The organism is Halomonas sp. B23F22_3, assembly GCF_043496965.1.
Taxonomy (GTDB): Bacteria; Pseudomonadota; Gammaproteobacteria; order Pseudomonadales; family Halomonadaceae; genus Halomonas.
The window spans coordinates 573,071-585,169 of record NZ_JBIEKG010000001.1; the positions used below are offsets into that span (position 1 = coordinate 573,071).

The window sequence follows — 12,099 nt, forward strand, 5'->3', positions numbered from 1 at the left end:
GAAAAAACGCGTAAAAGGCGCGAAAAACCCGCTTCACGGCAGAGCGAATTCGCAGGCCGATGCGGTGCCGAGCAAGGCAAGACGCCAGCCTGGCAGGACCAGGCTGGCGTCGAGAAGCCTCCGTCGCGATGCCTCGGATGTGACCGAGGCATCTACCCAGGCATCACTCAGGCGAAGGCGTTGAGGCACCAGGTGATGGCCGGAATGGCGACGATGTCGATCAGCACGGCACCACACAGCGGCACGATGATGAAGGCCTTGTGGGAGACCACGCGGTAGTGCTCGCACACGGCGCTCATGTTGGCCACGGCGTTCGGCGTGGCACCGAGGCCATGACCGATGAAGCCCGCGGTGAGCACGGCGGCGTCGTAGTTGCGGCCGAGCAGGCGGAACAGCACGAACACGCCGAGCACCACGATCGCCAGCGTCTGCACCAGCAGGATCAACAGTAGTGAGCCGCCCATCTCCTGCAGCTGCCAGATCTTGAGGTTCATCATGGCCATGGTCAGGAAGACGCCCAGCGCCACGTCGCCGACGCTTGAGAGCGCGTTGTCGGGCATGCTGACCCACTCGAAGCGGTCGTTGAGGTTGCGCAGCAGGATGGCCACGAACATGGCGCCCACGTAGCTCGGCAGGATGATGCCGAGATGGGTCGCCAGGCTCGCCTTGAACCACAGGCCAAGCACCATGATCGGCACGACGATCGCCAGCACCCGCAGCAGCACCCGGCCGTCGATGCTCGCCACGGTCGGGCGCTCCTCGGCGGTGAGCTTCTCGAGGTCATGCACGTCCTCGGCGACCACCGGGATCTGGCGACGATCGATGATCCAGCGGGCGATGGGCGCGCCGATCACGCCGCCGATGATCATGCCGAAGGTGGCCGAGGCGATGGCCGCGGTGGTGGCGCCCTGCACGCCCAGCGCTTCCGCCTCGGGGCCGAAGGCCGCCGCGGCGCCGAAGCCGCCCTCCAGCGAGGTAGCGCCGGCCATCAGGCCGATCAGCGGGTCGAGGCCCAAGAGGCTCGCCATACCGATGCCCACGCCGTTCTGCATCAGCGCAAGCAGCCAGCAGGCCACCAGGTAGACGCCGAGCGCCTTGCCGCCCTTCTTGAGCAGCGCCAGGCTGCCGCCGAGGCCCACGGTGGTGAAGAAGGCGATCATCAGCGGGCTCTGCATCGCGGTGTCGAGCTCGAAGGTCACGAGTCCCAGGTCGCGCAGCAGCCAGGCCAGCAGGGCGAAGCCGAAGCCGCCAACCACCGGTGTGGGGACGCAGAAATGTTCCAGCCACTTGAGCCGGCGCTTGAGGCCGGCCCCGAGCGCGAGCAATAGCAGGGCCAGTGCCGTGGTGGTCACGGCATCCAGGGAGAAGTGCATGGCGATGCTCCGTTCTTACTGCCGCCAGGTGGCGGTCCGGTTGGTTGTTGCCGCAGTGCAGCGGTTTGGATCAGGAAAGAGCCATCAGCGGGCGAGCCGCTCCACCAGGCGCGCCGCGACGCGGGCGGTGCGCGACTCGGTGTCCAGGCGCGGATTGAGTTCGGCCACGTCGACCATCGGAAGCTCGGTGCGTGCCGCCAGGTAGTCGATGACGTCCTCGACGAAGGCGAGTTCGATGCCCCGGGCCGCGGGGGCGCTGACGCCGGGGGCGATCCAGCCGGGCAGGGTGTCCAGGCAGATCGTCAGGTAGACCATGTCGACCCGGGCCAGCAGGCGGTCCAGCGCGCCCTTGACCTCGGGGCTCGCGATGGAGCGGCAGGCGTCGTCCAGCACCCACTCGACACCCAGCGCCTCGGCACGCTGGAACAGCGCTTCGGTATTGCCGGTCTGGCTGACGCCCAGGCAGGTGTAGCGGAACTCGATGCCCTCGCGCTCGCAGAGCTCGGCGCACTGGCGAAACGGGGTGCCAGAGCTGGCCCGCTCGGCCTGGCGCAGGTCGAGGTGCGCGTCCAGGTTGAGGATGCCGATACGCGGCGGGCGCGCCTGCCGGCGGGCGTGCTCGAAGAGCCCCGAGAAGCTGGCGAAGGCGATCTCGTGGCCGCCGCCCAGGCCGATCACCCGATGGCCCTGGTCGAGCAGGCCGGTCACCCGCTCGGCGAAGGCCTGCTGGGCCGCTTCCAGGGCATCGCCCTGGCAGACCACGTCGCCGGCGTCATAGAGCGGCGCCTCGAGGTGGTAGGCGAGGTTGGCGAGCTGGCGACGCAGCGCCAGGGGGCCTTCGCTGGCGCCCACGCGGCCCTTGTTGCGCGCCACGCCAGTGTCGGAACAGAAGCCGACCAGCGCCCGCCCGGGGCGCTCGGCCTCGGTCACGGGCCTCACGACCTGGTGCCAGCGCCGCGAGTTGCCGCTCTCTTCGCTGTCGACGCGGCCCTGCCACGGCGCGAGGCTCGCCTCGTTTCCACTCTGTTCCATCACTCCAGGAGTTCTCCCAATCGCTGTGCACTGTTGCGGGTCTGTTCGGCGAGCCACGCGGTTCGCTGCCGGGTGCGGGACTCCGGCGCCATGACGCTGATCACCGCCTTGAGACGGCCTCGGGCGCTGAAGACCGGGGCGCTCGCCCCCCAGACCCCCTGATCGATCTCGCCCAGGCTGACCGCGACGCCCTCGGCGCGGATCGTCTCGAGCCCGGCCAGGGCCTCGTCGCGCTCGGCCTCGGTGCGCAGCGTCAGGGCCATCTCACGCTCCTCGTCGCTCATGAAGGCAAGCAGCGCCCGGGCGCTGGCGCCCCTGAGCAGCGGCTGCACCTGGCCGCGGTGATAGCAGCAGCGCAGCGGCTGGGGGCTGTCGATCATCTCCACGCAGAGGGCGTGATCGCGCACCGCCATCAGCAGCGCCGAGCTCTCCTGGGTGATGTCGGTCAGCTCCGTGAGCACCGGCCGCGCCCACTGCAGCAGGTCGTTGCGCTGCTCGAAGCCCTGCTGCAGGCGCACCGCCTGGGGGCCCGGCGCGTAGGTCCCGCCCTCGCGCTCGCTGACCATGCCCCAGGCCAACAGCTGGCGAAGGTGCCGATAGGCGGTCGAGACCGGCTGGCTGGTCAGTTCGGCCAGCGACTTCACCGTCATCGGCGTGCCCTGGTTGGCCAGACAGCACAGCAGCGCCAGCATTCGATCGGAAGGACCCATGGCTCTCACCTCATATTTTGATAAACGATACGCAAAAAAACCGGCATTCCAAAAAACGGTTATCAATTAATGATAATGGCACACCCTATACTTTGGTTGTAGGCCCGCGGCGGCTCGGCCACGCAAATACCCTCGAGGGAGACATCGAGCGGGGGGGGGGTCAGAAGGCAGATCAGCGGGTTAAGCGTGGCGAGAAGGATCGCTGGCCGGTCGGCCCGCGCTCGAGGACACCGTGCCAATGCCTGGGTTCCAGCCGGCGACTCCACCTTTTGTCGCAAATGCAGACATTAGGATTGTCATACTATGTCGGCTTCTCTAGATTCTTACGTTGACGTAAGCGTCAATCAGTCGCGCGTCAGCGAAACAATAACAACATCCGGTCCGCACCCGCAGGGAACGGACCAAGCAAACAAGGAATCCCAAGTGACCCAGTACAATCAGATCAAGCGGTTCGCTCTCTCCACCACCGGCGTCCTGGCCCTGGCCGTGGCCAGTGCCTCCCACGCCGTCGATTTGACGCCGATCGAAGGCGTCACCGTCTCGCTGGGTGGTTACACCAAGCTGGACATGATCTACAACGTCAACGAAGACCTCGGCGATGCCATGAACGTCGGCGCGGTGAATACCGGCGCCGACGAAGACGATGAAGTCGAAGGCAGCACCCGCTTTCATGCCCGCCAGACCCGCTTCTGGCTGAATACCTCCAGCGAGGTCCAGGGCAGCGAGCTCAAGACCCGCGTCGAAGCCGACTTCTTCTCCGGCAACCCCGACTCCGGCTTCACCGAGACCGTCAGCAACTCCACCCAGCTGCGCCTGCGTCACGCCTATGGCTCCTGGAACGGCATCCTGGCCGGCCAGACCTGGTCGAACTTCATGCCGCTGGTCGCCCTGCCGCCGACTCTGGACTTCAATGGACCGGCCGGCTACATCTTCAACCGCCAGGCGCAGCTGCGTTACACCACCGGCGGTTTCTCCGTGGCCCTGGAGAACCCGGAATCCTCGATTGCCGGCACCACCGATGACAACGATCCGCTGCCCGACCTGACGGCCAAGTACAAGGGCAGTGCCGGCCCACTGTCCTACTCCCTGTCGGGCGTCGTCACCCAGCTCGAGACCGACGACGGCATCAGCGACGACTCCGAGACCGGCTATGGCGTCATGCTCGCGGCCTCTACCCAGCTCGGCAGCGCCAGGGTCGGTGGCAACCTCGGCTACACCGAAGGCGCCAACCGCTACCTCTTCAACTCGGCATCGCCCTTCCAGAACGGCTATGTCGACGCCAACGGCAACATCGAGACCGTCGCCCAGATGGACGCCATGGGCTTCGTCGACGTGCCGCTCTCCGGCAAGCTCAATGGTCTGCTCGCCGTGGGCTACAGCAGCGGCGACGCCGATGACGAGGTGGCCGCTCAGGACGCGGGCTTCCGGGACAGCACCATGAGCGTGCATGCCAACCTGCGCTATCAGGCCTCGGAGCGGATCATGTACGGCGTGGAGTACCAGCACGCCAAGGTAGACGAGTACAACGGCGACGACGGCGATGCCAACCGCCTGCAGGTCAGCGCCCAGTACACCTTCTAAGGCTGGAAAGGGGATCGCGACTCGCTTTCCCCCTCATTGCGGCACTACCGACAAGACGACGCTTCAACACTCGATCTTTGCCCCGGCCCATGGCCGGGGCACTTTTCTGTGAACCATATCGATACTTCCGGTGCCTGGAAGCCTCAACTGGGGCCTGTGGCTAACGTCGAGAAGAGCACGTCGCGATGGCACTCACGCCGGCTTGTTCGCCTCATCCAGCAACCATTCACGAAACTGTGCGGCGATCGATCGCTCTTGGCCTGTGCCCGTACTCACCACGTAGTACGCCTGTTCACAGTTCAGTGGCCTATCACACACCACCTTCAGCTTGCCGGCATTCAGCTCCGCCTGGTGGAGGTCCCGACTGCCAAGCAGAATGCCCTGGCCGGCTACGGCGGCCTCCTGGGCCAGCAGGCCGTTCCCGAAGCGCAGTTCCCGGAAGACTCCGACCTCACAAGCCTGTTGCTTGAACCACTCTTTCCAACCGCAGGGCTCGTCGAAGCGGGTCAGGGTGCTGTCACACAGCAACGGCTGTTGGCGAAGGGTGTCGATGTCGGTCACGGTGGTGGCCAAATCGGGGGCGCACATGGGCACCAGTTCTAGTCCCATCAGCCGTTGCGGCGTGATCTCCGCGTAGTTTCCATAGCCGAGGCGAACGGAGACGTCGATCCCGGAGCGCTTGAGCTCGCTCACCCCGAAGACGCTATCACGGGCTCGGTCCACCGTGTGCAGGCTGGCCTGCAAGCGCACTTCAGCCTCCGGGCAAATGGCGTAGAAGCGGTGCAACCGCGGTACGATCCACTTCGTCGCGAATAGGGGTTCGGAGCATACGGTGACGATCAGGCGCTCTTCGCCGTAGGAGCGAATCTTGTCTACCGCGCTACTCAGGGTCTGAAATCCCTCATGCAGTTCCGGCAGGGCCGCACGCGCGGCCGGGGTCAGGCTGACGCGCCGGTGATGGCGGACGAAGAGCGGCACCCCGAGATACTCCTCGAGTGCCTTGATCTGGTGGCTGATCGCCGCCGGAGTGACGTTGAGTTCCTTGGCAGCCGCAGCGAAGCTCTTGGTTCGCGCGGCGACCTCGAAATAGGACAGTGAGATCAGGGACGGGAGTCGTAACATGAACAGTGCTCGCAAGTTGGCGGTGGGCCACTGGCACTTCCGAGTGACGCGCGTAACGGTCACTATAAACACTGCCGTTATAAACACCAGACCGCGACCAAACGGCTGCCCCACCCCCTCATCACCTACCCAGTCAGGCGAAAAGCCTGGTTCTGACTGCTTCAGCAGCGAAAATCTCCGGGCTCTCCTGCTCGGGGAGTTGTTGGCCGGCCGAAGAGGAGCTGCCTCGAAGGCTCAAAGCGACCGGCATTCCCCCGGCAGCGGCTGATCGACACGCTCCGCACGGCTCGCTGCCAAGACGCGTGCTGCTCCACTCTGCGGGCCGGATACGGGGTCACACTCCCTCTGCGGAGGGGCGAAGAACCAAAAGGTCCGTCTCCGGTGAAAAGTTGGTCCGTTTCGTCTGCTGCAACCGATGCTTTAGGCCGCTTTGTGATGCCATGCGCGTCTATATTGAGCGTGCCGAGTCAGTGAGTTAAAGCACCCTGTTCAACTTCCTATTCAAAGGTACATAAGAATGACAACCAATGCCCCCATCAACATTGAAAAAGATGATGAGTTTGGATTCGGGACCCAGATCCGAAAGTCTCCCTACTTTGACGCCACCGTCCGGTGGGGCGCGAAAGGGTTTTCGGTATACAACCACATGTATATCCCACGTGACTTCGGCGATCCCGTACAGAACTTCTGGAATCTCGTGAATGATGCGATCCTTTGCGATGTCGCCGCCGAACGTCAGGTCGAAATCACGGGGCCGGATGCCGCAAAGTTCATGCAGAGCCTGACCCCGCGTGACTTGTCGGAAATGGCGGTCGGACAGTGCAAGTACATCCTGATCACCAACCAGGACGGTGGCATTCTCAACGACCCGATCCTGTTGCGGCTGGCAGAAAATCATTTCTGGATCTCGCTGGCTGATACCGACATCCTGCTGTGGGCGCAAGGCGTTGCGGTTCATGCCGGGATGGATGTCAGCATTGGCGAACCCGATGTTTCCCCGTTGCAACTCCAGGGCCCGAAATCTGGCGAAGTGATGAAGAAGCTCTTCGGCGAGAGCATCATGGATCTTCGCTACTACTGGTTGCGCGAGCTTGAACTTGACGGCATTCCGCTGATTGTCTCGCGTACCGGTTGGTCGAGCGAGCTTGGCTATGAACTTTATCTGCAAGATGGCACGCGAGGGGATGAACTCTGGGAAAAGATCATGGCGGCAGGTGAGCCCTTCGGGCTAAAGCCTGGTCACACCTCTACGATTCGCCGCATTGAAGGTGGGATGCTCTCCTATCACGCTGATGCGGACATCAACACCAACCCTTACGAAATTGGAATGGACCGTCTGGTAAACCTGGACATGGATGCTGACTTTATCGGTAAAGCCGCATTAAAGCGCATTCGTGAAAATGGCGTGAGCCGCAAGGAAGTCGGCCTGCGTATTGACATGGCCCCCCTCAAGAAGCCGAACACCAGGTTCTGGCCGCTGACAAAAGATGGCAAGACCGTCGGAAAGGTGACGTCTGCGGTCTACTCGCCGCGTCTTGAGCAGAACATTGCCCTGGCCATGGTGGCTACTGAACTTTCAGAAATTGGCACCACACTAGAAATCCCTACCGAATCCGGCTCCGTGCAGGCCATTGTTGTCGAAAAGCCATTCTTCGACCCCAAAAAGCAAAAAGCCATTGCTTCTTGAAGTAAGGATCATTTCTCGATCACTGCCAGAAAGTATCGTGGCGACCCAGGGATAACGATTGTATTGAAACGCACCTGCATCCGTGAGAGGTCCAGACAAACTTCATCAACATACTGCCCGAATACAAACGCACCACCCGGGCAAGAATAAGTTTTTATTGTTGATGCTGAAAAGTTTAAAAGCAACTCACGGATCAGGGATCAATAACTGTCGCCACAGTGGTGGTGCCGTGAAAGGAGAGGCATATGTACCCCATTCGTCATTGGGCCGTGCGGCACGCGAGAATCTTCGAGCGCATCTATCGAACGTTCGAACCGGTGATCGTCAAGTTGCAGCCTATTTGGAAGTCGATTGGTTACCAGCGCGCAGAAAAGCCGGTAGGCATGGTGGAAAAGTTCAGCAAGGGGCTGCTGTTTGATTGCAAGATGTGTGGTCAGTGCATCCTCAGCTCCACCGGGATGTCTTGTCCCATGAACTGCCCCAAGTCTCTGCGCAATGGCCCTTGTGGTGGTGTACGCCAGAATGGAAATTGTGAAGTTCAACCCGAGATGCGTTGTGTCTGGGTCGAAGCCTGGGATGGTAGTCAGAAAATGAAAGGCGGCGGACAGATCCATGCGGTGCAACTGCCGGTGGATCACAGCCTGAAGGGAAGCTCGTCCTGGCTGCGTGTGGCACGGGCCGCGACGGAGCTAAAACAAGAACATAAGTAAGCTTCAATTCCGTGGATCGAGATCGCCATGGTGGGTAATCCGCCAGGCCGTCCACTCTACAACATCGAACAAGATGAAAGATTGAAACCTGTCATCTGGCGAGTCAACAAACAAGCATCAACACATAAAAGGCTTTCTGGCATGAGAAAAATCGTGGACTACTCCAACCAGTATGTGCTCACCGTCAACTGCAAGACTGCATCTGGCATCGTGGCTGGAATCGCATCCTACCTGACAGAGCGTGGCGGCTATATTGCTGAGCTCTCCCAATTCGATGACAAGATCACCGATCAGTTCTTCTTAAGAACCTTGTTCAACATCACCACGGAATCCAAGCATACCTTCGAAGACATACGCAGCGGCTTCAATGTCCTGGCCGAAAAGCATGGCATCAAGTGGACCATGCATGAAGTCAGCACCCCGACAAGAGTCCTGATCATGGTATCCAAGTTCGACCACTGCCTGGTCGATCTTCTTTACCGGTATAACAAGGGCGAGCTGAACATCGACATTACCGCGATCGTATCCAACCACCAGGATCTTCAATCGATCGTCGAACGCGAAGGCTTTCGCTTCATTTATCTGCCGGTGACGCCAGAAACCAAGGCGGAGAAGGAAGCCGAGCTGCTCGACATCATCAACGAGACCGGAACCGACCTGGTGGTGCTGGCTCGTTATATGCAGATCCTGTCTGATGATCTCTGTAAGCATCTGCACGGCCGGGCCATCAATATCCATCACTCCTTCCTGCCCGGCTTCAAAGGGGCCAAGCCTTATCACCAGGCATATGAGCGTGGTGTCAAGCTGATCGGCGCCACGGCGCACTACGTGACCGGCGATCTTGACGAAGGCCCGATCATCGAGCAGTCCGTCTTGCCGGTCAGTCACGCCTACTACCCCGATGAGCTGGTTTCCCTTGGCCGGGATACCGAAACGAAGGCACTGGCATCCGCCGTTAAACTGCATGTAGAAAGCCGTGTGTTAATTTCGGGCAACAAGACCATTATCTTCAAATAGCAACAGAGGTCATCATGGCTCATTTAATAGACGGAAAGCAGATTTCGGCTCAGGTGCTGCAAGAAGTGGCCTCTGAAGTCGAGTCAATCCGGGCCGAGCATGGCATCAAGCCGACTCTGGCTGTCGTGCTGGTGGGAGAGGACCCCGCCAGCCAGGTGTATGTGAGAAACAAGGTGATGCGGGCGAAGGAGGCGGGGATGGGCTCTATCGAGCACCGCCTCGATGCCGAAACCACCCAGCGTGACCTCAATGAACTGATCGATTCGCTGAACAATGATCCTGAGGTACACGGCATTCTGGTACAGCTGCCACTACCCTCGCACCTCAACGAGGATGAGGTGATATCGTCCATCCATCCGGCGAAAGATGTCGATGGGTTTCATCCACTCAATGTCGGGGCACTGGCGTCAGGGCGTCCATCGCTAGTCCCCTGCACGCCACAGGGTTGCATGATCATGCTGCGTCAGGTCCATCCGGATCTTAGCGGCAAGCATGCGGTGGTGGTCGGACGTTCCAATATCGTGGGCAAACCGATGGCGGCACTGCTCTTGCAGGCCAACTGTACTGTCACGATCGTGCATTCACGCACGCAACACATCGAATCACTGTGCCGCCAGGCTGATATTCTGGTCGCCGCCATCGGCAAGCCAGAGTTCATCAATGCGGACTGGGTCAAGCCCGGTGCCACGGTTATTGATGTCGGTATCAATGCCAGGGACGTCGATGGCAAGAGAAAGCTCGTAGGTGATGTGGCGTTCGAATCGGTCGCTAAGGTCGCCGGCGCCATTACACCGGTGCCCGGTGGCGTGGGCCCTATGACGATCGCCTGCCTCCTGTTGAACACGACACGTGCAGCAAGACATCAGTTGGCCTGACCGTTAGACCTGCCGTCGCTCTCATCAAGAAGGTGGCGACCCGCACCAAGGCCTCGATCTTTCTGGTCAGGCCCACCGGTGCTAACTAACGCACGCACGCCCGCTCAACTACCGACAAACTGAAAGGGAAATATAAAGTGAATAATAATCCCAACGAAGACAGTAGCCAGCAACCGGAAGCCGGCGGCTCCCGGGGCATCCAGGCACCAGATGGGCCGGCGAACCTCATCAAAACCGCTCACGTAATAGGACAAGACAACTTCGCGACCACCAAGTTCGGTATCAGCGTCGACATACATGGCAAGGTCTTCTCCATCTCCTCGCTGACAGTCCTGGCTTTCGTGATCATCACGCTGGCGCTGCAGGACTACGTGGAACCGATCTTCAATGCCGGCTTCACCTTACTGACCGTGAACCTGTCCTGGTTCTTTTTGCTGGCGGCTAACATCTTCTTGCTGCTCGCGTTCGTGCTGATCTTCACGCCCATGGGTCGGGTCAGGTTAGGCGGTGCCCATGCCAAGCCGGAATTCAGTTATATCGGCTGGTTTTCCATGCTGTTCGCCGCGGGCATGGGCATCGGCCTGATGTTCTACGGGATCTCCGAGCCGCTGACCCACTACGGCAGCGCCATGGGCGGCATCAGCGTGGAAAACGGGGTGCGCACCGACTGGGCACCACTGGGCGCCGCTGCGGGTGACCCGGCCGCCGCCGCCTCGCTGAGTCTGTCCGCCTCTATCTTCCACTGGGGCCTGCATGCCTGGGGAGTCTATGCCGTGGTGGCCCTGGCCCTGGCGCTGTTCGCTTTTAACAAGGGCCTGCCGCTGACCATGCGCTCGGTTTTCTACCCGGTCCTTGGGGAGCGCATCTGGGGCTGGCCAGGCCACGCTATCGACATTCTGGCAGTATTCGCCACCCTCTTCGGCCTGGCCACGTCGCTCGGCCTCGGCGCCACTCAGGCCGCCGCGGGCTTGGAGTTCCTGTTCGGCATCCCCAACACCAATGTCACCATGGTGGTGCTGATCATCGGCATCTCCCTGGTAGCGTTGATATCGGTCGTCGCCGGCGTCGAGAAGGGGGTGCAGCGACTCTCCCAGCTCAATATGGTGTTGGCCTTCCTGCTGCTGGCCTTCGTGATCGCCGTGGGCCCGACCCTGCTGATCGCCACCGGCTTCTTCGAGAACCTGGGCAACTACCTGGTCAACCTGCCGGCGCTTTCCATGCCCTTCGGCCGTGAGGACGCCAACTTCAGCCAGGGCTGGACTACCTTTTACTGGGCCTGGTGGGTCTCCTGGGCACCGTTTGTCAGCATGTTCATCGCCCGGGTCAGCCGAGGCCGCACTGTCCGTGAATTCCTGATCGCCGTGCTGCTGGTGCCGTCGATTATCACGGTGCTGTGGATGAGCGCCTTGGGTGGCACAGCCATCGACCAGGTGATCACCGACAACTACCAGGGCGCCATGGACGCGGCCCTTGAACTGCAGATGTTCGAGGTGTTCAGCCAGTTGCCTCTATCCCAGATCACCTCCTTCATCGGCATCGTGCTGGTGATCGTGTTCTTCGTCACGTCCTCCGACTCCGGCTCGCTGGTGATCGACTCCATCACGGCCGGCGGCAAGATCGATGCGCCCAAGCCACAGCGTGTCTTCTGGGCCCTCATCGAAGGTGCCATCGCCATCGCCCTGCTGTTGGGTGGCGGCTTGAATGCGCTGGCGACGGCGGTGATCGTTACCGCCCTGCCCTTCACCTTCGTCTTGCTGGTGGCGTGCTATGGCATGGTCAAGGGCCTGTGCGAGGAGCATCGCGCCCTGAGGCTCGCGAGCGCGGCCTGACACGAGGCCTTCCGCCCGACGACGACGCCCCCGGATGGGGGCGTCGTCGTTTCCGCTCTGCTTGCTCTGCTGGCTCTGCTGAAGTGCCCTCCCCGACGTGGCGCCAGCTGTGGTGAAGCGCTCGGGCGGATCGGGCACCCCGGGGCAGGCCGGCCCGGGAGCA

The 12,099-nt window shown here is 61.4% G+C and carries 10 protein-coding genes; 6 read left to right on the forward strand and 4 right to left on the reverse strand.

Translation table 11 applies throughout. The features are described 5' to 3' along the window. Nucleotides 1–167: 167 nt before the first annotated feature. The 3 genes from gltS to ACGTNG_RS02565 form a co-directional block, all read right to left on the reverse strand. Nucleotides 168–1,373, reverse strand: coding sequence for a sodium/glutamate symporter (gene gltS, locus ACGTNG_RS02555; RefSeq protein WP_394575294.1), 1,206 nt, complete (start codon nucleotides 1,371–1,373; stop codon nucleotides 168–170). An 84-nt stretch (nucleotides 1,374–1,457) separates the two neighbouring features. After that, complete coding sequence (gene hutG / locus ACGTNG_RS02560) at nucleotides 1,458–2,405, reverse strand: formimidoylglutamase (protein ID WP_394575295.1); 948 nt, start codon at nucleotides 2,403–2,405, stop codon at nucleotides 1,458–1,460. Continuing rightward, the gene (locus ACGTNG_RS02565) at nucleotides 2,405–3,115 is read right to left on the reverse strand and encodes an IclR family transcriptional regulator (protein WP_394575296.1); all 711 of its coding nucleotides are present in this window, start codon (nucleotides 3,113–3,115) and stop codon (nucleotides 2,405–2,407) included. Before ACGTNG_RS02565 ends, hutG begins: the two co-directional genes overlap by 1 nt. A 423-nt stretch (nucleotides 3,116–3,538) precedes the next feature. On the opposite strand from ACGTNG_RS02565, the gene ACGTNG_RS02570 reads away from it, so the two are divergent. Next, the gene (locus ACGTNG_RS02570; RefSeq protein WP_394575298.1) at nucleotides 3,539–4,696 is read left to right on the forward strand and encodes a DcaP family trimeric outer membrane transporter; all 1,158 of its coding nucleotides are present in this window, start codon (nucleotides 3,539–3,541) and stop codon (nucleotides 4,694–4,696) included. A 192-nt stretch (nucleotides 4,697–4,888) separates the two neighbouring features. On the opposite strand, the gene ACGTNG_RS02575 is transcribed toward ACGTNG_RS02570, so the two are convergent. After that, the gene (locus ACGTNG_RS02575) at nucleotides 4,889–5,818 is read right to left on the reverse strand and encodes a LysR family transcriptional regulator (RefSeq protein WP_394575299.1); all 930 of its coding nucleotides are present in this window, start codon (nucleotides 5,816–5,818) and stop codon (nucleotides 4,889–4,891) included. 517 nt (nucleotides 5,819–6,335) lie between these two features. Between ACGTNG_RS02575 and ACGTNG_RS02580 the strand changes: the two genes are divergently transcribed. From ACGTNG_RS02580 to ACGTNG_RS02600, 5 genes are all read left to right on the forward strand, one after another. Continuing rightward, complete coding sequence (locus tag ACGTNG_RS02580) at nucleotides 6,336–7,505, forward strand: glycine cleavage T C-terminal barrel domain-containing protein (RefSeq protein ID WP_394575300.1); 1,170 nt, start codon at nucleotides 6,336–6,338, stop codon at nucleotides 7,503–7,505. A gap of 245 nt (nucleotides 7,506–7,750) precedes the next feature. Further along, nucleotides 7,751–8,215, forward strand: coding sequence for a methylenetetrahydrofolate reductase C-terminal domain-containing protein (locus ACGTNG_RS02585; RefSeq protein WP_394575301.1), 465 nt, complete (start codon nucleotides 7,751–7,753; stop codon nucleotides 8,213–8,215). Between the two features lie 27 nt (nucleotides 8,216–8,242). Beyond that, nucleotides 8,243–9,232 carry a formyltetrahydrofolate deformylase gene (gene purU, locus ACGTNG_RS02590; protein WP_444875016.1) on the forward strand — a complete coding sequence of 330 codons (990 nt, stop codon included), beginning with the start codon at nucleotides 8,243–8,245 and terminating at the stop codon, nucleotides 9,230–9,232. Nucleotides 9,233–9,246: 14 nt separating this feature from the next. Next, nucleotides 9,247–10,107, forward strand: a complete 861-nt coding sequence (gene folD, locus ACGTNG_RS02595; RefSeq protein WP_394575303.1) for a bifunctional methylenetetrahydrofolate dehydrogenase/methenyltetrahydrofolate cyclohydrolase FolD — start codon at nucleotides 9,247–9,249, stop codon at nucleotides 10,105–10,107. A 137-nt stretch (nucleotides 10,108–10,244) separates the two neighbouring features. Next, entirely contained in the window at nucleotides 10,245–11,936 is a 1,692-nt protein-coding gene (locus ACGTNG_RS02600; RefSeq protein WP_394575304.1) for a BCCT family transporter, read from the forward strand. Nucleotides 11,937–12,099 lie beyond the last annotated feature (163 nt).

What these genes read in the sequence shown, in the direction of transcription:
- ACGTNG_RS02580 (WP_394575300.1), top strand. Translation starts at nt 6,336, where the DNA reads ATGACAACCAATGCCCCCATCAACATTGAAAAAGATGATGAGTTTGGA.
- folD (WP_394575303.1), top strand. Translation starts at nt 9,247, where the DNA reads ATGGCTCATTTAATAGACGGAAAGCAGATTTCGGCTCAGGTGCTGCAA.
- ACGTNG_RS02565 (WP_394575296.1), bottom strand. Translation starts at nt 3,115, where the DNA reads ATGGGTCCTTCCGATCGAATGCTGGCGCTGCTGTGCTGTCTGGCCAAC.
- purU (WP_444875016.1), top strand. Translation starts at nt 8,243, where the DNA reads ATGGTGGGTAATCCGCCAGGCCGTCCACTCTACAACATCGAACAAGAT.
- hutG (WP_394575295.1), bottom strand. Translation starts at nt 2,405, where the DNA reads ATGGAACAGAGTGGAAACGAGGCGAGCCTCGCGCCGTGGCAGGGCCGC.
- ACGTNG_RS02575 (WP_394575299.1), bottom strand. Translation starts at nt 5,818, where the DNA reads ATGTTACGACTCCCGTCCCTGATCTCACTGTCCTATTTCGAGGTCGCC.
- ACGTNG_RS02585 (WP_394575301.1), top strand. Translation starts at nt 7,751, where the DNA reads ATGTACCCCATTCGTCATTGGGCCGTGCGGCACGCGAGAATCTTCGAG.
- gltS (WP_394575294.1), bottom strand. Translation starts at nt 1,373, where the DNA reads ATGCACTTCTCCCTGGATGCCGTGACCACCACGGCACTGGCCCTGCTA.